This window comes from Pelomicrobium sp. P1 (assembly GCF_052805615.1).
The window spans coordinates 271,158-294,605 of the sequence record NZ_JBRBEM010000001.1 but is presented as its reverse complement, the minus strand read 5'-3'; the positions used below and the strand labels follow the sequence as shown (position 1 = coordinate 294,605).

The 23,448-nt window shown below is 66.9% G+C and carries 25 protein-coding genes, 1 pseudogene and 1 riboswitch; of the genes and pseudogenes, 9 read left to right on the top strand and 17 right to left on the bottom strand.

The window, feature by feature from the left end; translation table 11 throughout:
* The first annotated feature begins 4 nt into the window (after nucleotides 1-4).
* Together ACUVYZ_RS01470 and ACUVYZ_RS01465 are read left to right on the top strand one after the other, a co-directional pair.
* The gene (locus ACUVYZ_RS01470; RefSeq protein WP_333840279.1) at nucleotides 5-3,127 is read left to right on the top strand and encodes an efflux RND transporter permease subunit; all 3,123 of its coding nucleotides are present in this window, start codon (nucleotides 5-7) and stop codon (nucleotides 3,125-3,127) included.
* A complete protein-coding gene (locus ACUVYZ_RS01465; protein WP_333840277.1) occupies nucleotides 3,124-3,474 on the top strand; it encodes a P-II family nitrogen regulator in 351 nt (116 codons plus the stop codon). Before ACUVYZ_RS01470 ends, ACUVYZ_RS01465 begins: the two co-directional genes overlap by 4 nt.
* A 58-nt stretch (nucleotides 3,475-3,532) precedes the next feature.
* On the opposite strand, the pseudogene ACUVYZ_RS01460 reads toward ACUVYZ_RS01465, so the two are convergent.
* Nucleotides 3,533-3,811, bottom strand: a pseudogene (locus ACUVYZ_RS01460) (MerR family DNA-binding protein); the annotation flags it as partial.
* 180 nt (nucleotides 3,812-3,991) lie between these two features.
* Here ACUVYZ_RS01460 and ACUVYZ_RS01455 point away from each other — a divergent pair.
* A complete protein-coding gene (locus ACUVYZ_RS01455; protein ID WP_333840275.1) occupies nucleotides 3,992-4,606 on the top strand; it encodes a hypothetical protein in 615 nt (204 codons plus the stop codon).
* Here the strand turns inward: ACUVYZ_RS01455 and ACUVYZ_RS01450 are convergent.
* The 16 genes from ACUVYZ_RS01450 to ACUVYZ_RS01375 form a co-directional block, all read right to left on the bottom strand.
* On the bottom strand, nucleotides 4,596-5,774 hold the full coding sequence (locus ACUVYZ_RS01450; RefSeq protein WP_333840273.1) for a putative sulfate/molybdate transporter: 1,179 nt from the start codon (nucleotides 5,772-5,774) through the stop codon (nucleotides 4,596-4,598). The two genes, ACUVYZ_RS01455 and ACUVYZ_RS01450, sit on opposite strands and share 11 nt — an antisense overlap.
* Before the next feature lie 52 nt (nucleotides 5,775-5,826).
* Complete coding sequence (locus ACUVYZ_RS01445; RefSeq protein WP_333840271.1) at nucleotides 5,827-7,071, bottom strand: MFS transporter; 1,245 nt, start codon at nucleotides 7,069-7,071, stop codon at nucleotides 5,827-5,829.
* Between the two features lie 51 nt (nucleotides 7,072-7,122).
* On the bottom strand, nucleotides 7,123-7,491 hold the full coding sequence (locus ACUVYZ_RS01440; protein ID WP_333840269.1) for a HEAT repeat domain-containing protein: 369 nt from the start codon (nucleotides 7,489-7,491) through the stop codon (nucleotides 7,123-7,125).
* A 140-nt stretch (nucleotides 7,492-7,631) separates the two neighbouring features.
* Complete coding sequence (locus tag ACUVYZ_RS01435) at nucleotides 7,632-8,099, bottom strand: HAD family hydrolase (protein ID WP_333840267.1); 468 nt, start codon at nucleotides 8,097-8,099, stop codon at nucleotides 7,632-7,634.
* A 15-nt stretch (nucleotides 8,100-8,114) separates the two neighbouring features.
* Nucleotides 8,115-8,531 (bottom strand): universal stress protein, encoded by a 417-nt coding sequence (locus ACUVYZ_RS01430; RefSeq protein ID WP_333840265.1) that lies wholly within the window; start codon nucleotides 8,529-8,531, stop codon nucleotides 8,115-8,117.
* Entirely contained in the window at nucleotides 8,528-9,613 is a 1,086-nt protein-coding gene (locus ACUVYZ_RS01425; protein WP_439932671.1) for a cation:proton antiporter, read from the bottom strand. The genes ACUVYZ_RS01430 and ACUVYZ_RS01425 overlap by 4 nt, the downstream gene beginning before the upstream one ends.
* Nucleotides 9,610-9,978 carry a DUF190 domain-containing protein gene (locus ACUVYZ_RS01420; RefSeq protein WP_439932785.1) on the bottom strand — a complete coding sequence of 123 codons (369 nt, stop codon included), beginning with the start codon at nucleotides 9,976-9,978 and terminating at the stop codon, nucleotides 9,610-9,612. The genes ACUVYZ_RS01425 and ACUVYZ_RS01420 overlap by 4 nt, the downstream gene beginning before the upstream one ends.
* 19 nt (nucleotides 9,979-9,997) lie before the next feature.
* The gene (gene crcB, locus ACUVYZ_RS01415; protein ID WP_439932670.1) at nucleotides 9,998-10,384 is read right to left on the bottom strand and encodes a fluoride efflux transporter CrcB; all 387 of its coding nucleotides are present in this window, start codon (nucleotides 10,382-10,384) and stop codon (nucleotides 9,998-10,000) included.
* Nucleotides 10,385-10,486: 102 nt separating this feature from the next.
* A riboswitch (Fluoride riboswitch) is annotated at nucleotides 10,487-10,560 on the bottom strand.
* A gap of 88 nt (nucleotides 10,561-10,648) precedes the next feature.
* Nucleotides 10,649-11,344 carry a cytochrome c biogenesis CcdA family protein gene (locus tag ACUVYZ_RS01410; protein WP_446033017.1) on the bottom strand — a complete coding sequence of 232 codons (696 nt, stop codon included), beginning with the start codon at nucleotides 11,342-11,344 and terminating at the stop codon, nucleotides 10,649-10,651.
* On the bottom strand, nucleotides 11,334-11,642 hold the full coding sequence (locus ACUVYZ_RS01405) for a glutaredoxin domain-containing protein (protein ID WP_439932668.1): 309 nt from the start codon (nucleotides 11,640-11,642) through the stop codon (nucleotides 11,334-11,336). The genes ACUVYZ_RS01410 and ACUVYZ_RS01405 overlap by 11 nt, the downstream gene beginning before the upstream one ends.
* 13 nt (nucleotides 11,643-11,655) lie before the next feature.
* Nucleotides 11,656-12,198, bottom strand: coding sequence for a heavy metal-responsive transcriptional regulator (locus tag ACUVYZ_RS01400; RefSeq protein ID WP_439932667.1), 543 nt, complete (start codon nucleotides 12,196-12,198; stop codon nucleotides 11,656-11,658).
* A 276-nt stretch (nucleotides 12,199-12,474) separates the two neighbouring features.
* Nucleotides 12,475-13,455, bottom strand: a complete 981-nt coding sequence (locus ACUVYZ_RS01395) for an NHL repeat-containing protein (RefSeq protein WP_439932666.1) — start codon at nucleotides 13,453-13,455, stop codon at nucleotides 12,475-12,477.
* Nucleotides 13,456-13,474: 19 nt separating this feature from the next.
* Nucleotides 13,475-14,395 (bottom strand): transporter, encoded by a 921-nt coding sequence (locus ACUVYZ_RS01390; RefSeq protein ID WP_439932665.1) that lies wholly within the window; start codon nucleotides 14,393-14,395, stop codon nucleotides 13,475-13,477.
* Complete coding sequence (locus ACUVYZ_RS01385; RefSeq protein WP_439932664.1) at nucleotides 14,373-14,702, bottom strand: heavy-metal-associated domain-containing protein; 330 nt, start codon at nucleotides 14,700-14,702, stop codon at nucleotides 14,373-14,375. The genes ACUVYZ_RS01390 and ACUVYZ_RS01385 overlap by 23 nt, the downstream gene beginning before the upstream one ends.
* Before the next feature lie 30 nt (nucleotides 14,703-14,732).
* A complete protein-coding gene (locus ACUVYZ_RS01380; RefSeq protein WP_439932663.1) occupies nucleotides 14,733-15,239 on the bottom strand; it encodes a DUF7482 domain-containing protein in 507 nt (168 codons plus the stop codon).
* Nucleotides 15,240-15,292: 53 nt separating this feature from the next.
* Nucleotides 15,293-17,773: a heavy metal translocating P-type ATPase gene (locus ACUVYZ_RS01375; RefSeq protein ID WP_439932662.1), complete on the bottom strand. Its 2,481-nt coding sequence runs from the start codon at nucleotides 17,771-17,773 to the stop codon at nucleotides 15,293-15,295.
* A 345-nt stretch (nucleotides 17,774-18,118) separates the two neighbouring features.
* Between ACUVYZ_RS01375 and ACUVYZ_RS01370 the strand changes: the two genes are divergently transcribed.
* The 6 genes from ACUVYZ_RS01370 (at nucleotide 18,119) to ACUVYZ_RS01345 (ending at nucleotide 23,378) form a co-directional block, all read left to right on the top strand.
* Nucleotides 18,119-19,756, top strand: coding sequence for an acyl-CoA dehydrogenase family protein (locus ACUVYZ_RS01370; protein WP_439932661.1), 1,638 nt, complete (start codon nucleotides 18,119-18,121; stop codon nucleotides 19,754-19,756).
* Nucleotides 19,757-19,952: 196 nt separating this feature from the next.
* Nucleotides 19,953-20,279 carry a hypothetical protein gene (locus ACUVYZ_RS01365; protein WP_439932660.1) on the top strand — a complete coding sequence of 109 codons (327 nt, stop codon included), beginning with the start codon at nucleotides 19,953-19,955 and terminating at the stop codon, nucleotides 20,277-20,279.
* A 33-nt stretch (nucleotides 20,280-20,312) separates the two neighbouring features.
* Nucleotides 20,313-20,831, top strand: coding sequence for a glycine zipper 2TM domain-containing protein (locus ACUVYZ_RS01360; RefSeq protein WP_439932659.1), 519 nt, complete (start codon nucleotides 20,313-20,315; stop codon nucleotides 20,829-20,831).
* An 83-nt stretch (nucleotides 20,832-20,914) separates the two neighbouring features.
* Nucleotides 20,915-21,295: a PepSY domain-containing protein gene (locus ACUVYZ_RS01355; protein ID WP_439932658.1), complete on the top strand. Its 381-nt coding sequence runs from the start codon at nucleotides 20,915-20,917 to the stop codon at nucleotides 21,293-21,295.
* 65 nt (nucleotides 21,296-21,360) lie between these two features.
* Nucleotides 21,361-22,044, top strand: a complete 684-nt coding sequence (locus ACUVYZ_RS01350; protein ID WP_439932657.1) for a response regulator transcription factor — start codon at nucleotides 21,361-21,363, stop codon at nucleotides 22,042-22,044.
* Nucleotides 22,041-23,378, top strand: a complete 1,338-nt coding sequence (locus tag ACUVYZ_RS01345) for an ATP-binding protein (protein ID WP_439932656.1) — start codon at nucleotides 22,041-22,043, stop codon at nucleotides 23,376-23,378. The genes ACUVYZ_RS01350 and ACUVYZ_RS01345 overlap by 4 nt, the downstream gene beginning before the upstream one ends.
* Nucleotides 23,379-23,448: the final 70 nt, after the last annotated feature.

Here is a 23,448-nt window from a genome sequence, read left to right as displayed (position 1 = left end):
CGCCATGCTGAATGCCATCGTCGACCTCTCCCTGCGTTACCGCGTCCTGGTGCTGCTCGGGTTTGCGCTGATCGCTTTTCTCGGCGCACGCGCCTGGCAGCAGGTGCCGGTGGACGCCTTTCCCGACGTCACCCCCAACCAGGTCAACATCTACACAGAATCGCCGGGCCTTGCCGCCGAGGACGTGGAAAACCTGCTTACCATCCCGATCGAAACGTCCATGGCCGGTCTTCCCGGGGTGGAGTACATCCGCTCGGTCTCGCTGTTCGGCCTGTCCTACGTCAGCGTGTATTTCCGCGACGACGTGGACATCTATTTCGCCCGTCGATTGGTGAACGAGCGCCTGCAGGACGCCAAGGGGCGAATCCCGCCTGGCTACGGGGAACCGGAACTTGGTCCCAACAGCTCCGGCCTGGGCCAGGTGTTCTGGTATACGGTCGAATCTGCGGACCGCAAGCTTTCCGCAATGGACCTTCGCACGCTGCACGACTGGAGCGTCCGGCTGTTGCTGCGCACGGCGCCCGGTGTCGACGACGTGACGTCCTGGGGTGGGTTCGAACGGCAGTACCAGGTGCTGATCGATCCGCGCAAGCTGATCAAGTACGGCCTCACGTTCAGGACGGTGATGGAGGCACTCGCCGCCAACAACCGCCAGGTGGGCGGGCAGTACGTAAACCTGGGACGGGAACAGTACCTGGTTCGCGGCCTAGGCCTGGTGGGCTCCGTCGCGGACATCGAGAGCATCGTGGTGGCCGAACGGGAAGGCATCCCGATCCGGGTGCTGGACGTGGCGCGGGTCCAAGAGGGACCGGCATTGCGCTTCGGCGCGGTTACGCGCAACGGCGAGGAGACGGTCCTTGGCATCGCGCTTGCCCGCATCGGGGAAAACGCTAAGAACGTGGCCGATGCGGTGAAGCAGAAGCTCGCCCTGGCCAAGCAGGCGCTCCCCGCGGGCGTCGCCATCAACCCGGTATACGACCGCACCGATATCGTGGAAAAAGCGCTCTCCACTGCAGAGCGGGTGCTGGTCGAAGGAGCGGTGCTGGTGGCGATCATCCTCTTTCTGTTCCTTGGCGAGCTGCGTTCTGCGCTGGTGGTGATCGTCACTCTGCCGCTCGCCATGCTGATCGCCTTCATCCTCATGCAGCATTTCGGCCTTTCCGCCAATCTCATGTCCTTGGCCGGCCTCGCCATCGGCATCGGCATGATGGTGGACGGCGCCGTGGTGATGGTGGAAAACAGCTTCCGGCTGCTCGCCCATTTAGGCGGCAGGCAGTTGAACCGCACTCACGTGATCCTGGAGGCGGCGCGAGAAGTGGCCAACCCCATCGCGTTCGCCATCCTGATCATCATCGTGGTGTTCCTGCCGCTGTTTTCGCTGACAGGCCTGGAGGGCAAGCTGTTCAAGCCCATGGCCTATACCATCAGCTTCGCCATGGCAGGGTCGCTGCTCCTCACCCTGACGCTGGTGCCGGTGCTCTCGTCCCTGGTGCTCAAGCCTAGCGCCGAGCGGGAGACTGCACTGATGCGCTGGGCCAAGGCGGGGTACTTGCCTCTACTGCAGTGGGCCCTCGATCGCAAGCGGGTGGTGGCCGGGATCGGGCTGGCGCTGCTGGTTGCGGCGGCGGCCGTTTTCCCCTTCCTCGGTAAGGAGTTCATGCCGACCCTGCAGGAGGGCGCCATCATGTTTCGCGTAACCGGCATACCGTCGACCTCGTTGGAGGAATCGGTGCGCGTGTCCAGGCAGATGAGCGCTGTCCTCCGGGAACGTTTTCCCCAGACTACGTCGGTGGTCGCCACCATCGGCCGAGCCGAGAAAGGCGAAACCACGGACGCCAACTACATGGAGGTGCTGGTGGAGGTAAAACCGCAGAGTGAGTGGCCCGAAAAGCTGAGCATGCCGGAACTTTCCGACCGCATGCGCGACACCCTGGAGAAGGAAATTCCCACGGTGGTATTCTCCGCCACACAGCCTATCCAGATGCGGGTCGAAGAGCTGATCTCGGGCGTGCGCGCGACCCTGGCGCTGAAGGTCTACGGGCCCGAGCTGGCCATGCTTGACCGCCTGGCGGAACAAATAAAGCCGGTGCTGGAGTCTGTGCCCGGGATCGCCAACCTGTCGCTGGAAGCCAACAAGGGCAAACCGCAGGTGGTGGTGAAAGTGGACCGCGACCGAGCCGCGCGCTACGGCATCAACGCCGACGAGCTGCTGGAGGTGGTCCGCGCGGGCATAGGCGGCGAGGCGGTGAGCACGCTGATCGACGGCAACCGCCGCTTCGACATCGTGGTGCGGCTGGATGAGCCGTTCCGCAACAGCGTTCGTGCCATCGAAAGCGTCCCTGTGCGCACTGGCGAGGGTGCCCTGGTACCCCTATCGGCGCTCGCCACGGTGACCACCGACGAGGGTTACACCTTCGTCCGGCGCGAGCAGTTGAGCCGCTACGCAGTGTTGCAGATGGACGTTCGGGGACGCGACGTGGACGGCTTCGTCCGGGAGGCGCAAGCCAAGATCCTGGCCCAGGTCGATCTGCCGGAGGGCTACTGGATCCAGTGGGGTGGCGCCTTCGAGAACCAGCAGCGAGCGCTCGCTCGGTTGGCAGTCATCGTCCCGCTCACCATCGGGCTCATCTTCGTGCTGCTGTACACGGCGTTTAACTCGCTCACCTACGCGGCGCTCATCATCGCCAACGTGCCGTTTGCGGTGATCGGCGGGGTGTTCGGGCTCTTCGTGACCGGGCAGTACGTCTCGGTACCGTCGGCGATTGGGTTCATTGCGGTGTTCGGCGTGGCGATGCTCAACGGCATCGTGCTCGTCTCCTTATTCAACGAGCTGCGCCGCAGGGGCTATTCCGTGCGCGAAGCGGTACGCGAGGGTGCAGCACTGCGCCTGCGGCCGGTCCTGATGACCGCGTCGGTCGCGATCCTCGGCCTGATTCCGATGCTCCTTTCGCAAGGAGTCGGCGCGGAGACCCAGCGGCCGCTTGCCACGGTGGTGGTGGGTGGTCTCTTCACCTCCACCACCCTCACCCTGCTGATACTGCCGCTCGCCTACGAATGGGTCGAAACTTGGCGCGAGCGGCGGCAAGAGGCAATGACCAACGACAACGCCAACGGAGGACAGCCATGAAAGAGATCAAGGCCTTCGTTCACTTGAACCGGGTCGCCGATGTGATCCAGGCGCTGAGCGATGCGGGCTACCTCGGTTCGGGGGGCCCGGCCGCATGCCACAACCTCAACGTTTCCCATACCGAGAGCCTGCTGCGCGCGCTGGACTCCGCCGAACAGCGATATTCGATGGAACTGGCGCGGTCGGTCATCCGCGAGGCCAAGCTTGAGCTTCTGTGCAGGGACGACGACGCCTCGGCCATCGTTGATCTCATCGAAAAGTACGGGCGAACCGGGCAGCAGGAGGCGGGCTGGGTCCTGGTGAGCGCGGTGGAGCAAGCCGTGCGTATCAGCGGCGCGCGCGTTTAAGCCATCGCACCTTGCCCGCCTGGCATCGGGAAGGAGCGCCACACGCCCGGGGCGGTGTTCAACTGGCGCAATGGTCCGAGTGCAAGCACTGATGGTGATCGGCCAACACTTCGATCACGCGGCAATCGGCCACCTGGCCGCCGGCGCATTGGGCGATCATACGGTTCAGTTCCTCCCGGAGCGCAACCAGCCGCCCGATACGGCGCTCCACCTGCTCCAACTGCTCCCGCGCGATGCGGTCGGCAACAGTGCACGTTTGCTCGGGGTGATCGGCAAGCCGCAGCAGCTCGCGGATCGCCGGCAACGGGAATCCCAGCTCCCGGCTGTGGCGGATGAACAAAGTTCCCGGCCGGCGCCCGGGGGTCGAATGCCACACCAGAGGCTCGGCACGAGACTCCCGGATCCGCCAGAGGTCCGCGGACCGCAAAGCTGCGGTACCGACCGCTGCCAAATCGTAACGGCCGGAACAGGCGGCCACCCCGAGCCCGCACCCGGACGCACGTTCCGGGTCCAGGGGTTGGACTGCGCTGACGAAGTCCAGGCGTTGCAGGCCGCTGTCGGTCCGGTAGTCGGCGGCGCGGACCGGCTCGCCTTCGACGTGATCAACTGGCGCATGACCGTGGCGGAGAGCGCATCCCAGGTGCCGGATCGGGTCATCCTCGAGGCCGTTGCGCGGACCGGGATGCGCGCCGAGCGCCTGTCCCCTGGCGCACCACCGGCGGGCTTTGACACCCGACGCCACTCCGCACAGGCGTGGCTCACCGCATTGAGCGGGATCGCTACGGCGGCGGGCTTCGTGCTGGACATCTTGTGGGCGGGCGGGCTCCACGAGGCCTTGCGGCTGCCCGGCGGCCACGAGGCCAACGCAACGCCACTTCCGGTGATGGCCGCCTACGCGCTGGCGATCCTGCTTGGCGGACGCTACGTGATCGTCAAAGCGTGGCACGCCGCGAGGCAGCTGCGACCGGACATGAATCTGCTCATGACCATCGCCGTCGCTGGTGGGCGCGTCGCTGCTGGTGGTCGCCAACGCGCTGTGGCTCCTGTCGGCAACCGATGTGCCCACAACCGTGTCCTCGATCAACCCACCTGCAGCAGCCGCAGTGGAGCGAGGAAGCTCCTCATAGCCTGAGCCACCCGCGGCGGTGGATAGCGTGGGCGGCCATGCCGGCAACGAAAGCGAGCCCCACGTTCCACACCGCGAGCCCCGCCGTCACCAGGGTGATGAACCGCTCCCGCTTGTCGCGGCTGAATTCGCACGCCCCGAGGGCGAGCTGGGCGCCGGTGAGGAACAGGATCACGCCGAGGATCGGCTGCGGCAGCAGGCGGAACAGGGCCTCCACCGAGCCGCTGAAAAACAACCCGAGCACCGTGAGAAGGGCGCCGAGGATGATGAGGGCGCCGCCGGTGCGGGCGCCGAAGCGCACGTGCCCGGCCATTCCGCCCGCGCCGTGGCACATGGGCACACCGCCCACTGTAGCGCCGAACAGGTTGAGCACGCCGGTGGAAGTGGCCACCGTGCGCTCGGAGACCTTGCGGTCGGGGAACAGGCGGTTGTTCTCCTCGGTGATGGCAATGATGGCGTTGCCCAGGGTGAGGGGAACCTGAGGCAGCGCCAGGAACACGGCGCCGATCAGGAAGGCGTCCAGCGTCAGGCCGGAAAGGGCGAACGAGGGCAGTCGCAGCTCGAGCCGCGCCTCCACCAGGCTTCCGATAAGCTCCGGGCTCTGCACTGCGCCCGCGCCGAACCCGAACAGGAGCAGCGCGAACATGGCGGGAAACGTGCGGTTGGTGAGCAGCAGCACGGTCCCCGCCAGCCCGAAAGCGCTCAGGAGCCATCCCTTCGACATCCATTTGGCGCCCTGCAGCATGAAGCTCATGCCCAGGCCAAGAACAATCCCGACCACTACCGGCCGAGCCACCAGGCGCGCCACCCGGTCGGCGGCACCGGTAAGCCCGAGAGCGAGCCAGACGAGCCCCGTGACCAGGGATGCGCCGTACACCGCCGCGGGCGTAACGACGAAGGTCTGGGCCGCCTGGGCCGTGGCGATGGCCCCCACCGCCTTCATGGGCTGCACCGGGAACGGGGTGCGATAGTAGGCGCCGCACACCAGCATCGGAATCCCGAACCCGAGGAGTATTCCAAGAGGATCCATCTTCAGGACGCCGATGTAGGCGACGACGAAGGGGATCAGCGTCCCGAGATCCCCGAACGCCCCGGCCCATTCCAGGCGGTCGAAGCGGTTGCCCCGGACAGCTTCCGGCGCGGAGGCGGAGTCGGACTTCTCGATGGGTTTCATGCAGAGATTTTAACCGGCTCGTTCCCGAACCGCTCGAGGACGGTGCATCCGGTCAAACAGGGGAATCGCGGAAGGCGTCCCCGTTTCGGGCCGTCGGACGCCTGCCCCGGACCAGGAGGATCGTCAGGGCGAGGGCGCTGAAAGCGGCCCCCGCGATAAACGTGAACGAAGCTCCGAACCGGTCCCACAGCAGCCCCGCCAAAGCGCTGGCGAGGAGCATGGCGAGGCCGCTCATCAGATTGAAGAAGCCGTAGGCGGTGCCCCTCAATTCCGCCGGCGCGGCGTCGGCCACCATGGTCGCCAAGAGCCCCTGGGTGATGCCCATGTGCAAGCCCCACAAAGCGATGCCGGTCCCTACCCAGCCCCAGTGGTGGCTATACGCCAGCGAGAGGTCCGCGCCGATCAGGATGGAAAGCCCCAGTACCAGCAGTCGGGTGTGGCTCATCCGGTCGGAAAGCCTGCCGAAGGGATAGGCCGAAGCCGCATAGACCACGTTCATGCCGATCAGCACCAGGGGCGCGAGGGCCACGGGCAATCCTCCCTGCTGGGCGCGCAGGATGAGAAACGCCTCGGAAAAGCGCGCCAGGGTGAACACGGCGCCGATCGCCACCACCCACCAGTAGGCGGCCGACAGCCGGCGCAGGCTCTCCCGGCGGATCGGATGGACGATCCCCTGCCCCGCCTGCCGTTCCGGCTCCCGCACGCCGAAGAAGAGGAGCGCCACCGCCAGAAACCCGGGGATGACGGCCACCCAGAACACGGCCCGGAAATCGTTCGCCCACAGCAGCATCAACCCCATGGCGAGCAGGGGCCCGAGAAAGGCCCCCACCGTGTCGAGGGATTGGCGCAGACCAAAGGCCGCCCCGCGCACTTCGGGGGGCGCGATGTCCGCCACCAGCGCATCTCGCGGCGCTCCGCGGATGCCCTTGCCCACCCGGTCCATGAGCCGCGCGACGAGGACCAGGCCGGCGCTCGTCGCCAGGGCGAACAAGGGTTTGGAAAGCGCTCCCAACCCGTAGCCCAGGAGGGTCAGGGGCTTGCGCTTTCCCCAGTAGTCGGAAAGCGTCCCCGAGAACACCTTCACGATCAGGGCGGTCGCTTCCCCCAGCCCCTCGATCAGCCCGACCACGACGGCGCTGGCACCCACGGCCGTCACCAGGAAGACCGGCAGCAGGCTGTGGATCATCTCCGAGGAGATGTCCATGAGGAGGCTGACGAAGCCGAGCGCCCAGATGGCGGGCGGAATGCCAGGGCCGGCAGAGCTGGCAATGCTTCGAACGGGTGCAGCGGCTTTCATGGGTGGTTTTTCTTGTTGCGCAGATTCCATGGAGATCCCTGTTCCTTTATTTTATTTGGATTCCGTATCGGGCGCTTCTCCTCCCAAAGCCCGCAATGCCGCCGCGCGGACCGCATGGGCGGGATGCAATTCGAGCAAGCGCTCAAGCGCCCCCACTCCGGGGTGCCGGCCCTCTATCCGTGCCAGGCTCCGGACGATCTCTAACCCCTCAACCACGTCCACCGGATGGCGCAAGGCACAGTCCACCAGGGCCGAGGCCGCGTCCGGCTCGCCCTGCCAGCCGAGGGCGATGATCGCACGCATGCGCACCTCCGACAACGGGTGTCGTAAGGCGTGCAGGAGCCTCGCGCGGTAGTCCCTTTCCTTCAGTCGCTCTTGATCCTCTCCGCAGTGGGGACAGACCCGCGCTTCGGCCGGCATCAGAGCGAAGCATTCGAGGCAAAAACAGGGTTGTCGTTCCACGTGCTCCAGTCCAGTCTCCCGGCCTCTACGATCACGTGCGGCTGGCGAGAGGCGTCTTCCCCTCACCCCAAATAGAGGAAGTGTCCAAACCCACCGGCTCAGCCTCGCAAGGTGGCTACCAGTCGCTGAGGATAAAGAAGTAGATCCAAGGCGTCGCGAATATCCCGCACGATGACCTGCGCGCTCGTCAGGGTATCTCCCCAAGCGCCTTCCTGCTGCACAACAGCGATTGCCAGCGCTGCAGCCTTCAACATCAGATGATCGTTGCGGCCGTTGCCGATGCAGGCGCAACCGGCGCCGAGATGCTCCACGTAGACTCGTTTCGCTTCGGCCTGGCCCCGCTGCGGCAGGATCGACAATTGACACGGAAGCCCCGCCAGGCGTGCGCGGGCCGTGCCGAAGGTGTCGCCGGTCACCACGTGGATGCTGAGCGCAGCGGACAGCCGCTGCAGACGCTCGCGCACATCCGGCAAAAGCTCGCCGTCGAGGGCCAGCGTGCCGTTGTAATCCAAAACGAGATGCATGAGCTCTACCGTGGCGAAATCGGGGATGTCAACTCTCAACACAGCAAAAGTCTTTCCTCAGCGCACCACCAGGACGGCGCACTCCGCGTAGCTGATCACCCGGTGGGTAACCGAGCCCAGCCGCCACCGGTCGAACGCACCCCGGCCACGGTGACCAAGGACGATCAGATCCACGGCCTGCCGCCCGGCGTATTCGAGGATTTGTTGCGCCGGATGTCCGACCGCGATCTGCAGCGACGCCATGATCCCCTGTCGATCGATCTGCTGCTTGAGCTTATCGAGCAGGCTCTGATGGTAGTCGCGCGAATGCTCGATGACTGCTTCAGTTTCCACGTCCTCGCCGAATTCCGGCACTTGGGCGACCGTCAATACGCAGAGCTCGGCTTGATAGCGGCTCGCCAGCTCAGCCGCCATGGCGAACGCCTTGGTGGAAGGCTCGGAACCATCGTAGGCCAACAAGATTTTCTTGATCATGTTTTTGCCTCCAATTTTGCCTTCGTGCCAGCCACGGTTGTGTCCTCCTGGGAACTAACTTCCTTTTTCAGGTGCAGATGGTGATGCGGAAAGAAGAAGGCGTTGGCGATCAGGGTCGGGATCACAGCACTGCCGATGACCGCGGCCACCAAGGCCGAGTACTGCGCCTGGTCGATGATCTGGCGCGATAATCCGAACAGCGCCGAGATGGTGCCGAAGGTGAGCCCTGTCGACATAAGCAGCGTGGTGTAGGTCGCCTCCTTCCCCGGTGCACCGTAAGCCTTGGTTACCGGGAACACGCCGATAAACTTGGTCCCCATCTTCACGAACAGCAACAAAAGAAACGCTCCCGGGGCAGCCATCAGCGCTGGCAACGAGACGAAAGAGCCGGCACGAATAAAATAGAATGGGGTGAGCAAACCGAAAGTGAGCGTGCGCAGGCGCCGCACCAAGGCATGATCCCTGCCCACGGTGCCCGCCAACACCATGCCGATCAAGTAGGCGGGGAGCACTGCCTCGCTATCGGCCCAAACGGCGAGCGCTCCCATGCCGAACAAGAAGAAAAGCAGAAACTTCGCCTCCAGCTCCGAGGGCCGGTTGCCATAGCGCCGGAAAGCGAGTACCGTCTTGCCATAATCAGTCATGTTGAAGCCGAACTCCAGCATTACGGCATAGACCACGGCCACCGAGGTCGTGGACATGGCGATGCCGGCGAGCCAGCTTGCCCACGGATCCCAGCCCAGAAGCCATCGGGCGGCGGCAGCGCAGCCCAAAAAAGGGACAAAAAAGCTTGCTAGACCGACAGCGGCCGCCTCCTTCCATTTAAGCCTAAAGACCTCGGGATCGAGCTCTGCGCCCGCGAGAAAGGTGAGCACGATGGCTCCGGTACCGGAAAGGAACTTGATCCACGAGGCATCCGCCCCCAAGGCTGCGGTGCCAGCCGCGGCGCCGATGAAGAGCTGGGCGATGGTGCCTACTACGATTTCGGACAGGGCGGTCGCAACGCGCAGCCAGATGGAAAGAAGGCTCGCCGCGAGCGCCAACCCGAGCCACAAAGCCGCCAGCGTCCAGGTTTCGGTCATAGTCTCACTCCTTGCGGCTCCTCCGCCACAGACGGCGGATCGCCCTCGTCCGGGTTGAGCACGCCGAAGCGGGCCGGGATGTGGGCGTAGAAAACCCGAATTTTCTCCCGCTCGACCCGTTCCAGCAGCCGCCTGGCTTCCTCCGGCGTGACGATGAACTCCACCTCCACGGTAAGGGTGCCGGCCAGCTCGAAGAAGTGGTTCTCGTGCAGCACGTGGTGCCGCCCGAATCCGGCCATGGCGCGGAATGCCGAGCCGCCGCGGATGCCCATGCGGTTGGCCTGCTCCAGCAGCCATTCCCACAGGAGGGTGTGGCGGTGGCGTGCGTTCTCGTGCACGTAGAAGCGGAGAAAAGCGCCTTCCATGGTGTCCCCTTCCATCGAATCATGCGCTCGATATGAGCTGCACACTCAAAATTCCCAGCCCTGTGAGCAGCAGCGCGCCGAACAAGTGCAGGCCTATCGCTCCGAGCGCCCAGAGATATTCGCCGCGAGCGATCAGGGATACGATCTCGGCGGAAAAGGTGGAAAAAGTGCTCAAACCGCCCAGAAAACCGGTCATGGTCATGAGCCGCGTCTCCGGTGGCAGGCCCGGATGCTTATTGAAGAAGGCAACAGCCACGCCGATCAGGAAGCCGGCAAGCAGGTTGGCAGCCAAGGTGCCGAGAGGAAGGGTAGGAAAAACGGGGTTTAGTCGATGGCCCAGCCACCAGCGCAACATCGCCCCGAGAGTGGCGCCCAAGCTGATGGCGGCAAAGCCAGAGGTACCCATCGCGCTCCTTTCTTGTTGGGTTCTTGGTGAACCGGAGCGCTGGGCGCGGGCCGAAACGTCGGAGATTTCAGATGAGCCTACGCGTCCCGAACGCTCCCGGAAACAACCGTAGGCATCATCAGCCGGCCGGAGGTAGGCCAGGCGGTTAAGGGAGGAATGCCATCTCCTTAACATAAAGTATACGCTTGTAGTCGGTCCCGCAGCAACAGGGCCGCGGGCGTTTGCGCAGCCGCAGGTCGATCGTGATCCCGGATGCCTTCTCCTTCAGCCTGTGAGGCCGGGCACGACGATGAAATATGAGTTGAGTAGGTAGAGGCCGGAGGCGATCAGAATCACGCCTCCGGCGATTTCGAAGGCCTTCTGACGCGTGCGCAAGCCTTTCAGGCTCTCCAGCCACCCTACCGCCGCCGCGCTGAGAATAATCGGCACCACGCGGCCGAGGGCAAAGGCGAGGAGCAAGACGGTGCCGAACAGGGGCGAGCCGATCCCGGCGACGATGCCGAGCAGGATCACGAGGGCGGGCGTGCAGAAGGGGCAGATGGCCACGGAAAACGGCACGCCCAGCGAAAAAGCGCCCCACGCGGTCGCCGCGGGCCTGGCGCGCAGCCGGAGCGTGGGAAGCGGAAGTTTCAGCCAGCCGGGCCACGCGAGGCCCAGCACGATCAAGAGCGGTCCCAGCACCAGTCCCCACTCGCGACCCATGAGCCGCTGCAGGCCGTTTCCGCCGAGCCCCGCGCTCAACCCGAGCAGGGCATGGGTGATCACCATCCCGAGAACGAACATCCCGCCATAGAGAAACGCCCGACCGGGCGCATGAGCCTTGGTGACATACGCCAGCGACACCGGGATCGCCGCAAGCGCCACCGGGTTGAAGCTGAACAGGAACCCAATCACGAAGCCGGCGGCCAGCGAAGCGAGGCTAGCCTGCTCGAGCGTCTGGCGCAGCGACTCAACGTCCATCGCGTTCTCTCCGGGGACCGGCCCCATCCGCACCGGCCATGCGCTCGAGCCGCTCGCGCAACTCCCGCCCGAACCGCTGGGCGCTGGGCAGCACCGGGAAAACCAGCGCCCCGTCGATGGCGATCGCCGGCGGGCTGGTCACGCCCAGCTCCACCGCGTAGTCCATTTCCTCCAGAACGTCCACCTCCCGCCAGCTCACCTTGTCCCGGCCGAAACCCTCGGCGATGGACTTGAGCGTCTCGCGAGCCCGCGCACATTTGTCGCAGCCGGGCGTTGTAAAAACCTCCACCTTAATCATCGCGCTGGGAAGGTCAGGTCTTGCGTGAACGGTTCCGTTGTCCCTCGTTCGCCACGCTGCTTTCAAGCGCATCGAGAATCGGGCATTCGTCCAGCGGCCTGGCTCCACCGTCGCAGATGTCGATCAGGCCGCTGAGCGCCTGGGACATGGCCCTGAGCGCCTTGATCTTGCCCTCTACCTGCAGCTTCTTTTGAATCACAACGCTGCGCACGTCGTTGCAGCAGGCATCGTCGTGGGTCTTCAGCTCCAGCAGCTCGCGAATCTCGGCGAGGGAAAAGCCGCACTGCTGCGCGTGCCTGACAAACCCAAGCCGCCGTACCGCCTCCGGCGTATAAAGGCGATAACCCGCCGGGCTCTTGCGAACCGGCGCGAGCAGCCCTTCCTTTTCGTAGTAGCGGATCGTGTCGATGCCGACCTCGGCCCGGCTCGCCACCTGGCCAATGGTCAGCGTATCGTGCCTGCACAAGGATGACGCGCCCGACACCACCTCCGCATCAGGGCCCGGCTTTCCTGACCTCGACGGGCGTTGCGACCCTGTCGCCTTCTTGCGTGACATGCGCGATGCTCGCTTGCTTTCCGTATTGGTTAGACCTGCGTCATCCTTCAAAGGTCGGCGTACTCCCTGCGCTCGCGCCAGCCGAGTCCCGTCACGGCCCGAGCCGCCCATCAAGCACGGGCTCTGGTCCGAGCTTCCGGCAAGGGCCTCCGCGCGGGTGACCACGATCACGGCACGGCCGGGGGGATGTTCTACTGCGATCGAGAATCACCATGCAGGATTCACCGGCGATGAGCCGGCATGCAATAGCCCGCGTTTCCGCCCGGCCAGATCCCCTCAACGCCCGGGCCGCCATTTCTGGATCCTGCTATTGAGGAAATCCGCCACGAACACCGTTCCATCTTCGGCAACCGCCACCGCGATCGCATGCCGAAACTGTCCCGGGCCACTGCCCCGTTTGCCGAAGGTGGTCAGGAAGGTGCCGTCCGGCGCGAACTTCTGGACCCGGTCGTTGTAGAAGTCGGCGACGAACACGCCGCCGTCCGGCCCGACGGCGATGCCGGTCACGGTGGCGAACCAGCCGTTGAACGGCCCGTGGACGTTCATCGCGAAGGGACCGCCCCACTTGCGCAGGAAACGCCCGTCGGGCGCGAACGCCTGCACCCGGTCCGCGTAGCCGTCGGCGACGAAGAGCGTCCCGTCCGGCGCCAGCGCCACGTCGGTGGGATAGACAAACTCGCCCGCCCAAATTCCCGGCTTTCCGGTCGTTCCCCACTGGCGAATAAACGTGCCGTCGCCTTTGAGACGCTGGATCCGATGATTGTAGAAGTCCGCGACGAAGACGTCGCCGTTGCCGGCCACCGCGACGCCCCCGGGCGCGTTGAACTCGCCCGGCCCGCTTCCTGGCCGGCCGAACGCGCGCTTCGGCGTGCCGTCGAGGGCGAATACCTGGATGCGATCGTTGAAGTACTCGGGCACGTAGAGCTCGCCGTCGCGAACGTAGAGGTTCATGGGGCGACCCAGTTCGCCCGTGCCCTCGCCGGTGCGGCCGAACTGACGCTTGAAATTGCCATCGAAGTCGAACACCTGGATACGCCCGTTGCGGGAATCCGCCACGAACACCTCCCCGCCCGCCACGGCGATGCCCGTCGGATCGTCGAACTGGCCGGGACCGTCGCCTTTTTCGCCCCAGGCTTTGACGAACGCGTAGGCGGGCTCTTTGGCGGACGGGATGAAAGCGAAGCCGCCGAGCGCGGCAAGCGAGGCCAGGACGAGAATCGTCCATCCCGCGTACTTGCCGATTACGGCGAGCGTCATGCGCTCCCCACCGCGAGAGTCAGTAATTGAAGCGGAACCCGGCATGCAGCACGTAGTCCGTCTCCAGCGCCGTCCCGCGGAGATCCTGCACCACCGGAAGCTGCACGCCCGCTCCGAAGATCCAGCGCTTGGTCACGTACTGGAGGCCGGGTGTCAGGAACAGCGTGGTTCCGCCCGAGTCGGGATCGGCCACGCCGCCGGCGCGGTTCTTGCCCCGATGGATCAGGTTGACCTCGATCACCCCGTATACGAACGCCGGCACGCCGGCGGCGAGCGCCCGCGGCCAGAGCCGGTACTGGAGCGAGGCGTCGAATCGTGCCGCATCGCCCGCCTCGAATCCGTTCGCCTCGCCGTTCATCGCGTAGCTCACCTGGCTGTCGATCTGGAAATCCAGCGTCTGGTACGTGGCCACCACGCCCGCGAACGCGTCCCAGGAGCCGGAACCCGGCTGCACATCGGGCGGGAGCCGCCCCAGAGCGTCGCGCTTGTCGTCGCCTCCGGTAGGGGCCTTGACCCCGGCAAACGGGGCGATGCGGACGGTGCGTCCAGGGTCGTCCCGACGAACCACGGTATAGCGGCCGAAGAGGCTGAGATCGCCGAAACCGCTCGCCTCCCGCGTGACCCGCTGTCCGCCGCTGCCGAGCTCGAGCTTGTTGTCCGCGTACGGCAGCACGCCGAAGAGGGCCAGATCGCCGGTCGCGCCGTACCCGAGCGCCGTGACGGCCGCCGTGCCCCGGAAGTCCCGGCCGGCGCCGCTCGGATCGTCCCCCGACCGGCCCACCACGATGAGTTCGCGGAAAACGAAATCGCCTTTGGCGACCGGCAGCGCGGTATTGAAGGTGATCGGGGCGCCAAAGACGTGGCCGCTCGCGATCCCGAGCCCGAGCGCCAGGAGCCCCTTCAACGGCCTTGCCTGGCTATTTCCGCGGTTCACCGCCATTGGATCCTCCAGGAATCTGCTCGAAAGCGCGCAAGGTAAAACCGGCGTCCTTCACCGCCTGCTGGGCGGTGGGCTCGGCGAGGGCCGCGCCGTCCTTCATGGTGACCACCACCTGCCCGCTATCGAGATCCACCTTGACCTTGTCGACCCCGTCGAGGGTGCGCAGCTTCTTCTCGATCCCGTAGGCGCAGAACGGGCACGCCAGCCCGTCCACCTGGAGCCGGTAACTCGGCCCAGCCGCCAGCGCCGTTGAAGCGATCCACAGCAGCCCCAGCGCAAATGCCAGGACGGTCAGCATCTTCCTCATTGCCGTGTTCCTCCTATCCAATCATTCCTTTCACCGCCGGCCGCCCGGCCAGGTGAGGAGCGGCATGTTGATGACGACGCCGGTCCTCTCCACCGCGATTTCGCCGCGGGACGCCGCCTGCTCCACTTCGGCGGCGCTGGTGAGCAGCCGAGCCGAACGCTCATCCTTCCAGCTCACGAGATGGAGCGCTCTCAGGGGGCTGTAGCCGTCGGCGTGGGGCGGACGGTCGAACACGTCGGCCTGGAAGTCGAAAGGTCCGTCGCCGGAAACGCCGTTCTTGAACACGTAAACCTTGGCGAGCATGTTTTGGGGGGCGTCCGCCAGGGACGGCACGACCAGCACCGGGGAGCCCTTCATGCGCGTGAGCAGCGCGGCCACCTGGGGATCGGAGGCTTCGGTGTGGATGAACAGGATCCGCTTGCCTTCCAGGTAGCCGTCCACCGGGGGCACCACCGTGCCGGTATAGAATCGGGCCGCCACGACGAAGCCGGCGACGAGCACGCCGACCAGCGCGGTCACGACGAGATTGCGCGTCATGGTTCGCTCATTCGTTTCCGTAAAACTCAACCCGCCGCGTTCAGCCCGCGCGCTCATGTCGCTTCGTAGCCCCGGGCCAGGATGGCGCGGCGTATGCCCTCCGCTCCGATCGCGTCGGGGCGATACGTCACGATGACTTGTTTCGCTTCGGGATCGCCGGCGACGCGTTCCACGCCGTCCAGCTCGAGCAGGGCTTCCCGGATCGCGACGAGACAGCGCTCGCAATGCATGTTGGCCACGACGAAGCGCGCCTCGGCGCGGCGCGGTAGCCGCCGCCTGGGAAGCAAGCGCCCGGCAAAGGAGTTGGTCAGCACCGCCGTCACGCTGGCCGCCATGGCGATCATCGCCCACACCGGATGCACCCAACCGGTCGTGGCGAGGGGCACGCCGACGCCGTTGAAGGAAAACGCGAGCGCCAGGTTCTGCACCGTCTTGCGGTAGGAAGCCCGGCCGATGTGAAACGCCTCCACGACGGCGGTCAAACGCTCGCCAATCAGCACCACGTCAGCAGACTCGATAGCAATGTCGGTTCCTGCGCCAATGGCGATGCCCACATCGGCCTGCATGAGGGCCGGCGCATCGTTGATGCCGTCGCCCACCATCGCCACCCGGTACCCCTCGCCCTGGAGCCTTCGGATCACCTCGGCTTTTTCCTGGGGCAGCACCTCGGCGTGATACTCGGCGATGCCGAGGGTCTGAGCGACGGCCCGGGCAGTGCGCGCGTGGTCGCCCGTGAGCATCACGGGGTGCAATCCTGCATCCTTTAGGCGCGCGACCGTCTCCCTTGCCTCGGGCTTCACCGGGTCGGCAATCGCGATCAGCCCCGCAAGCTGGCCATCCACCACCACGGAAATAACGGTGTTACCCTCGGCCTGCATCCGCTCGATTTTTTCCCCCGCCAGCGCAAGGTCTGCGCCCTGCTGGATCCCGAACGCGGTGCTGCCGACGGCGACGCGGCGCCCTTCCACCCGCGCCACCACGCCCTGGCCGGGGGTCGCCTGGAACTCGTCTGCCCTTGGTACCGGCAGGTGCCAGGCCGCCGCAGCGTCGCCCACCGCCCGGGCCAGGGGATGCTCGGAGACCTGCTCCGCGGCCGCGGCGAGCCGCAAGGCCGCGGCCTCGCCCCAGCCATTCAGCGCAATCACGTCTGCCACCGCCGGCTTGCCCAGCGTCAGGGTGCCGGTCTTATCGAAGACCACCTTCTTCACGTCTTTCAGCACCTGGAACGCTTCCGCCGAGCGCATGAGGATGCCCCGTTCGGCGGCCATGCCGCCGCCGCGGATCATGGCGAGCGGTGTCGCCATGCCCAGCGCGCAGGGGTAGCCCATGACGAGCACCGCAAGCGCGGCAAAAACTGCTCGCGTCCAGTCGGCTTGCCCGGCCACCGACCACGCCCCCAAAGTCCAGACCGCGATGGCGACGGCGGCAAAGGCGAGCACGGCGGGGACGTAGACCTGAAGGATGCGATCCACCAGCGCGAGCATCCCCGGCTTCAGGGCGCGCGCTTCCTCCACCTGCCGCGCGACCTGGCTAAGGAAGCTTTCCTCTCCCACCTTCGCGACGCGGACAAGAAGCGTGCCGAGCTGATTGACGGATCCGCCGATCACCCCATCGCCGGGCGACTTTTCCACCGGAATCGATTCGCCCGTCACCAGGCTCTCGTCCACGCCGGAGGAGCCCTCGACCACTTCCCCATCGACGGGAATCGACTCGCCGGGCCGCACGCGAACCAGCTCGCCCGGTTTCACTTCCGCCAGCGCAACCTCTTGCTCCCGTCCGTTGCGCACCACCCGCGCCGTGGGGGGAACCAGGGAAAGGAGCTTGCGCACCGCCTGGGAGGCGCGGGTGCGCACGAGCGCCGAGACGTACCCGGACAGGAGATGGTAGGTGGTGACGAAGACCGCCACGCCGAAGAAATCGGGCGCGGGAAACGCGGGGTCCACGTAGCCCAGGAACCCGCCGAAGAGGCCGGCGAAGGCGCCGAACTCCATGAGCACGTGCTGGTTCAGAATCCCTCGGCGCAGGCTCGCCCAGGCCATCTCCAGGACGCGCCATCCCGGGCCGAACACGGTCGAGAGCGCAAGGAAGGGCATCAGCCAATACAGCGACGCCATTCCCTCGGGCGGCAAGAGCTCCAGCCACATGAGCCCCATGGCGGCGAAGGACACAAGTGCAAAGCCCGTCGCCACCAACAAGTCATCGCGCCGCTGCCGCAGCTCGGCCTCCTCCTCCTCGAAGGCCCGGAGCCGGTCGGCGCTGCGCACGGTGTAGCCGAGCTCAACCAGGGTTTGCCGGAGCGCATCGGGCGTGACTTGGCGCGGATCAAACTCGATCAACGCTTCTTCATGCGCCAAGTTCACGTTCACGCTGCGCACGCCCGGGGTACGCCCGAGGGCCTTGCCGATGCTGGCCACGCAGAAGGAGCACGCCATGCCGCCGACGCGAAGCTGAAGCTTCGCCGCCGGACGCGGGGCGGCGGATCCCTCCGCCGCTCCGCGGCCTGTTGTAATGGTCGCTTCATGCCCATCGTTCATGGTCGTGGCGCGCTCATAACGGACACGGAGGACGGCGGACCGGCCGCCCGAAGTGCCCAATCACGGGATTGCGAAAGCATTTTTGAAGGCTAAACCCTGGAGTCCACTCCAGAGTCAAGGGAATCGCGCCGAAGGGCGGCGGGCGAAGGGCGGACGCGCTCCGGTCTCCGGGATGCGCCAGGCCCGGGTTTCGTCGGTGAGCTGGCGCAGCCAGCTCATGGTGGGCGTGGCCCCGGTTCCGCTGGGATAACAGCGGCCAGCCCGCGCACCGGGCGCTTCTCGCTTTCCGTCGGAAGCCCGCTGCCTCAGACTATACAGCGCCGCAACCGCCCGGAAGGAACCGCCATGGCCTTCGTACAATCTCCGCCCGTCCTCGGCCACCCGTTCGATGACGACTGGATGCTGCGCTCCCACCTGGCCCGGGTGCTGCCGCCGGAGGTGCAGGCGGAAGTGATTCCCGGCCTGCGGGCCCTGGGGGAGATCTGCGGAGCAGAGCTTTACCCGCTCCAACTCGCCGACCGGGTGAACGAGCCGGTGCTGATCCAGTGGGACGCCTGGGGCAACCGCGTCGACCAGATCGAGCTGACCCGCGTGTGGCAGGCGGCCGAGCGGCTGGCGGCCCAGTACGGGGTGGTGGCCACCGCCTACGAGGCCCGGCACGGGGCCTTCTCTCGGGTGCACCAGTTCGCCCTGGCCTACCTCTTCGCCCCCGCCACCGACATGTACGCCTGTCCCCTGGCCATGACCGACGGGGCGGCCCGCACCCTCCTGGAGCTCGACAACCGAGACCTCATCGAGCGGGCGGTGCCGCGCCTCACCAGCCGGGACCCGGCCCGGTTCTGGACCTCCGGCCAGTGGATGACCGAGCTCACGGGCGGCTCCGACGTGGGCCGCTCGGAGACGGCGGCGCGCCGAGACGCGGACGGCACCTGGCGGCTCTACGGGCGCAAGTGGTTCACCTCGGCCGTCACCGCCCCAATGGCCCTTGTCCTGGCCCGTCCCGAAGGCAATCCCCCGGGCGGGCGCGGCCTCGCCCTGTTCTACGTCGAAACCCGGGACGCGGAAGGACGACCGAACCGCCTCCAGGTGAACCGCCTCAAGGACAAGTTGGGAACCCGCAAGCTCCCCACCGCCGAGCTGACCCTGGACGGCACGCCAGCGGTGCCGGTGGCGGGCCTGGTGGAGGGCGTGCGTAACATCGCCCCCATGCTCAACGTCACCCGGCTGTGGAACAGCGTGAGCGCGGTGGCCTACATGCGCCGGGGCTTGGCCCTGACCCGGGACTACGCCCGCAAGCGAGTGGCCTTCGGCGCGCCTCTCTGCGATCTGCCCCTGCACGAGGACACCCTGCTCCACCTGGAGGCGGAGTTCGCCGCCGCCTTCCAGTTGGCCTTTTACCTGGTGGAGCTCAGGGGCCGGCAGGAGGCGGGAGAGATCGGCGAAGCGGACGCTTGGCTCCTGCGGCTACTCACGCCCATCGCCAAGCTTCTCACCGCCAAGCAGGCCATCGCCGTGGCGAGCGAGGTGCTGGAGTGCTTCGGTGGCGCGGGCTACGTGGAGGACACGGGGCTGCCGGTGCTTTTGCGGGACTGCCAGGTGCTTTCCATCTGGGAGGGAACCACCAACGTGCTTTCCCTCGACGCCCTACGGGCGTTGAAGGCGGCGGGGGGTCTTGCCCCCGTGGAGGACCTGCTGGCCCGACTGCGCCCTGGTGTCCAGGAGGCGGCCCTCCAGCGAGCCCTCGCCTCGGCCGAGGCGGCCCTGGGCCACGCCCGGCAGTGGTTCGCCCGGGCCGAGCAGAAAGGCCCGCCGGCCCTGGAGGCCGGGGCCCGGCGCCTCGCCACGACCTTGGGGCGGGCCATTGGGGCCGCCCTTCTCGCCCGCCACGCCCAGTGGTCCCTGGACCAGGAGGGCGACGGCCGGTGCCGGGAGGCGGCCCGGCGCTTTGCCGCCGCCGGGATCGACCAGATCCTGGATTTTTGACCCTTTCTCAACCGCTTGACCCACCTTCGGGACGCCGGGGGTTCCCGTTCAGGCCCGGTTCAGCCACGCCGCCCCATTCTTTCCCCTGGCGCGAGCGCAACCTGCCCGGTTCAAACCTGTTCAGCGGCGGTTCAGGAACCGGGGCGTAGGATGCAAGCGTAGAAAACTGGAAAAAGACTGGTAAAGGAGGCTTGAAATGAAAGGGATTCGCAAGCTCGCCCTGCTGGGATCCGCCCTGGCGCTGGTGGCCGGCCTGGGTGCTCCGGCGGTGGCTCAAGCCGACGGCGGAGACTGGCACCCCAAGCACCACTGGAAGCACGACCATTGGAAGAAGCGCCATCACTGGAAGCACCACGACTGGGTGCCTCCCGGGCACCGGTACTACCACTATCACTACTACGATTACGGGCCGCCGAGGATCATCTACCGGCCGTACTACAAGGAGTACCACCATTATTACTATCCGCGGCACTACGACCGCTACGGCAGTGATTTCACCATCATCTGGCGCGGCAGTTTCTGAGCCACCCAGCGCGTGAAAAGAAAGGAGGTTGCCATGTGGAAGAAAAAGATCGCTTTGGCCACGATGCTAACCCTGGCCACCGCCCCGGCCTGGTCCTACGAGGCCTACGAGGACTTCGATTACGCCAAGGTGAAAAGCGTCACCCCCCGCTATGAACGGATAAACGTCCCGCGGGAAGAATGCTGGACCGAGCGCGTTCCCGGCGGCTACCGGGAAACCCGCGGGCCCGACAACTACCTCGGTCCCATCATCGGCGGCATCGCGGGCGGCCTCCTGGGCTCCACCGTGGGCAAGGGCAGCGGAAAGCATGTGGCCATCGGCGCCGGCGCGGTGGCCGGCACCATCGTGGGCGCGGAGCTCTCCCGGAACGAGGCCTACGCCTACGAGCCGCCCCACGACGTGCAGCGTTGCCGGGTGGTGGACCGGTGGGAGAAGCGCATCGCGGGCTACGAAGTGACCTACCAGTACGCGGGCCGCACCTACACCACGGTGCTGCCCTATGATCCGGGCCCCCGCCTGCGGGTGCGGGTGTCCGTGGAGCCCGCCGAGTGAAGCCCCAGGCGGCCCGTGGCGGGAGGAAGCCGGCAGGGCCGCCTTTCTGTTAAAGTTCGTTTGAACCGCCGGGAGTTGTCCTCGTGACGCGGAAAAAAGGGTTGTCGGCCTCCGCCTGGCTCGCCGCCGGGCTCGGAATCGCCCTGGCGGCGACCGCCGCCTGGGCCGACCACGACCGTTTCGACCCCCGCGATGACCGGTCGGAGCGCTACTACCGGCGCTACGAGTCCCGCGAGGTCCCGCCCGGGGACTTCTACCGGGTGGACAGGCGGGACCGGGGCTCCCGTTCCCCCCGGGACGAGGCGGCGGAGCGGGCCCGTCGGGAGACCGGCGGCCGGGTGCTCTCCATCGAGGAGCGTTCCCGCCGAGACGACCGGGAGGGCTACCGGGTGCGCATCCTCACCCCGGAGGGGGAGGTCCGCTACTACGACGTGGGCCCGGGCAACGGGCGGGGGAAACGCTGAGCCGTCCCGATGAAGGGACCGGCTCCCCTGCTTTTCCGTCTCGCAAGGCCGCAAACCTGTCTCAAGTGCGCCTCCTGGTCATCGAAGACGAAGCCGACCTGCGCCGCCAGGTGACCGAGCGCCTCGCCCGGGAGGGCTACCAGGTGGACGGCACCGGCGACGGCGCGGAAGGCCTTTACCTCGCCAGCGAATACCCCTACGACGCGGCCATCGTGGATCTGGGGCTGCCGGGCATCCCGGGGCTGGAGATCATCCGACGGCTGCGCTCGGGGGGGCGGCTGCTGCCCATCCTGGTGCTCACCGCCCGGGGCCGCTGGCAAGACAAGGTGGAAGGGCTGGAGGCCGGGGCCGACGACTATCTCACCAAGCCCTTTCAGATGGAGGAGCTGCTGGCGCGGGTCAAGGCCCTGATCCGCCGCGCCGCCGGCACCGCCTCCCAGACCGTGGAATGCGGCCCCCTCCGGGTCGATCTGGCCGCCCAGAAGGTGAGCGTGAACGGTGTGGACGTGGACCTCACGCCCTACGAGTACCGGCTCCTGGAATACCTGGTGACCCACCGCAACAAGGTGATCTCCAAGGCGGAGCTTTCCGACGTCCTCTATCCCCACGACGAGGACCGGGACAGCAACGTGCTGGAGGTGCTGGTGGGGCGGCTGCGGCGCAAGCTGGACCCGGAAGGGGCGCTCTCCCCCATAGAGACCCTGCGGGGCCGGGGCTACCGCTTCGTCCTGGAAAGCGACGCCTCATGATGTCCCTGCACCGGCGCGTGGCGCTGTCCGCCGCGCTGGTGCTCGCGGCGTTCGTCACCCTCACCAGCGTCGCCCTGGAGCAGGCGTTCCGGGAAAGCGCCGAATCGGCGCGCCGGGAACGCCTCCTCGCCCAGATTTACCTCCTCCTCGGAGCGGCCGAGGAAGACGCGGAGGGCCGGCTCATCCTGCCCGAACCGCTGCCCGAGCCGCGGCTGAGCCTCCCCGGTTCCGGGCTCTACGCCCAGGTGGCCGACGCCGGCGGCGCAGTGCTGTGGCGTTCCCCTTCCGCCCTCGGGCTCGACGTTCCCTTCGCAAGCGGCCTTCCCCCCGGCGCGCGGCGCTTCGAGCGGCGCACGGACGCCGCCGGGGAGGACTACGTCGTCCAGAGCCTGGGGGTGCGCTGGGCCATCGGCGCCAATCCCCGGGATCTCACCTTCAGCGTCGCCGAGGACCTGACCGAGTATCTGCAGCAGATCCGTCGCTACCGCACCGCCCTGGGGGGGTGGCTCGCCGCCCTCTCCGTGCTGCTCCTCGCGGTGCTGTGGCTGGTGCTGCGCTGGGGACTGAAACCCCTGCGGCGCGTGGCCGCCGAAGTGGCCGCGGTCCAGGCCGGACGCCAGGAGCATCTCAGGGGAGAATATCCGGAGGAGCTCAAGCTCCTCACCGAAAACATCAACGCCCTCCTCACCCACGAGCGGGCCCAGCAGAAGAAGCTCAAGAACGCGCTTGCGGATCTGGCCCACAGCCTGAAGACCCCCCTGGCGGTGCTCCGGAGCATGAGCGATCCGGACGGGTCCGCCCCTCCTTCCCCGGCGGCGCTGGGCGAGCAGCTCGACCGCATGGGGCGTCTGGTGGAGTACCACCTCCAGCGCGCCGCGGCGGGACGGGCCGCCACCTTCAGCGGCCCGGTGGCGGTGCGGCCGATGGCCGAGCGCCTGATCGCCACCCTGGCCAAGGTCCACCGGGACAAGCCCGTGGGCACCACCGTGGCGGTGGAGGCCCAGGAGGTGTTCCGGGGCGCCGAGGACGACCTGATGGAGGTGCTCGGGAACCTCCTGGACAACGCCTACAAGTGGTGCCGCTCCCAGGTGCGGGTCGCCGCCGCGAGGAGCGAGGAGGGGCTTTCCCTCACAGTAGAGGACGACGGTCCCGGGATCGAGCCGGGGGAGGCCCAGCGGCTCCTCGAGCGAGGCGTGCGGGCCGACGAGACGGTGCCTGGCCACGGCATCGGTCTCGCCGTGGTGCGGGACGTGGCCAGCGCCTACGACGGCGCCGTCGCCATCGACCGCTCGCCCCTAGGCGGCGCGCGGGTCACCGTGCGCTTCCGCGACTGAACAGGAAGAACCGCCGCGACCATCTGGCGCGCTCCGCGGCCGGTGCTCTAAACTGTCCCGGTCGCTGCCG

Bases quoted from the DNA above. Each gene is read 5' to 3' on its own strand.
- ACUVYZ_RS01470 (WP_333840279.1), top strand. From the start codon at position 5: ATGCTGAATGCCATCGTCGACCTCTCCCTGCGTTACCGCGTCCTGGTG.
- ACUVYZ_RS01465 (WP_333840277.1), top strand. From the start codon at position 3,124: ATGAAAGAGATCAAGGCCTTCGTTCACTTGAACCGGGTCGCCGATGTG.
- ACUVYZ_RS01450 (WP_333840273.1), bottom strand. From the start codon at position 5,774: ATGAAACCCATCGAGAAGTCCGACTCCGCCTCCGCGCCGGAAGCTGTC.
- ACUVYZ_RS01445 (WP_333840271.1), bottom strand. From the start codon at position 7,071: ATGAAAGCCGCTGCACCCGTTCGAAGCATTGCCAGCTCTGCCGGCCCT.
- ACUVYZ_RS01440 (WP_333840269.1), bottom strand. From the start codon at position 7,491: ATGCCGGCCGAAGCGCGGGTCTGTCCCCACTGCGGAGAGGATCAAGAG.
- ACUVYZ_RS01430 (WP_333840265.1), bottom strand. From the start codon at position 8,531: ATGATCAAGAAAATCTTGTTGGCCTACGATGGTTCCGAGCCTTCCACC.
- ACUVYZ_RS01425 (WP_439932671.1), bottom strand. From the start codon at position 9,613: ATGACCGAAACCTGGACGCTGGCGGCTTTGTGGCTCGGGTTGGCGCTC.
- ACUVYZ_RS01420 (WP_439932785.1), bottom strand. From the start codon at position 9,978: ATGGAAGGCGCTTTTCTCCGCTTCTACGTGCACGAGAACGCACGCCAC.
- crcB (WP_439932670.1), bottom strand. From the start codon at position 10,384: ATGGGTACCTCTGGCTTTGCCGCCATCAGCTTGGGCGCCACTCTCGGG.
- ACUVYZ_RS01410 (WP_446033017.1), bottom strand. From the start codon at position 11,344: ATGGACGTTGAGTCGCTGCGCCAGACGCTCGAGCAGGCTAGCCTCGCT.
- ACUVYZ_RS01405 (WP_439932668.1), bottom strand. From the start codon at position 11,642: ATGATTAAGGTGGAGGTTTTTACAACGCCCGGCTGCGACAAATGTGCG.
- ACUVYZ_RS01400 (WP_439932667.1), bottom strand. From the start codon at position 12,198: ATGTCACGCAAGAAGGCGACAGGGTCGCAACGCCCGTCGAGGTCAGGA.
- ACUVYZ_RS01395 (WP_439932666.1), bottom strand. From the start codon at position 13,455: ATGACGCTCGCCGTAATCGGCAAGTACGCGGGATGGACGATTCTCGTC.
- ACUVYZ_RS01390 (WP_439932665.1), bottom strand. From the start codon at position 14,395: ATGGCGGTGAACCGCGGAAATAGCCAGGCAAGGCCGTTGAAGGGGCTC.
- ACUVYZ_RS01385 (WP_439932664.1), bottom strand. From the start codon at position 14,702: ATGAGGAAGATGCTGACCGTCCTGGCATTTGCGCTGGGGCTGCTGTGG.
- ACUVYZ_RS01380 (WP_439932663.1), bottom strand. From the start codon at position 15,239: ATGACGCGCAATCTCGTCGTGACCGCGCTGGTCGGCGTGCTCGTCGCC.
- ACUVYZ_RS01375 (WP_439932662.1), bottom strand. From the start codon at position 17,773: ATGAACGATGGGCATGAAGCGACCATTACAACAGGCCGCGGAGCGGCG.
- ACUVYZ_RS01370 (WP_439932661.1), top strand. From the start codon at position 18,119: ATGGCCTTCGTACAATCTCCGCCCGTCCTCGGCCACCCGTTCGATGAC.
- ACUVYZ_RS01365 (WP_439932660.1), top strand. From the start codon at position 19,953: ATGAAAGGGATTCGCAAGCTCGCCCTGCTGGGATCCGCCCTGGCGCTG.
- ACUVYZ_RS01360 (WP_439932659.1), top strand. From the start codon at position 20,313: ATGTGGAAGAAAAAGATCGCTTTGGCCACGATGCTAACCCTGGCCACC.
- ACUVYZ_RS01345 (WP_439932656.1), top strand. From the start codon at position 22,041: ATGATGTCCCTGCACCGGCGCGTGGCGCTGTCCGCCGCGCTGGTGCTC.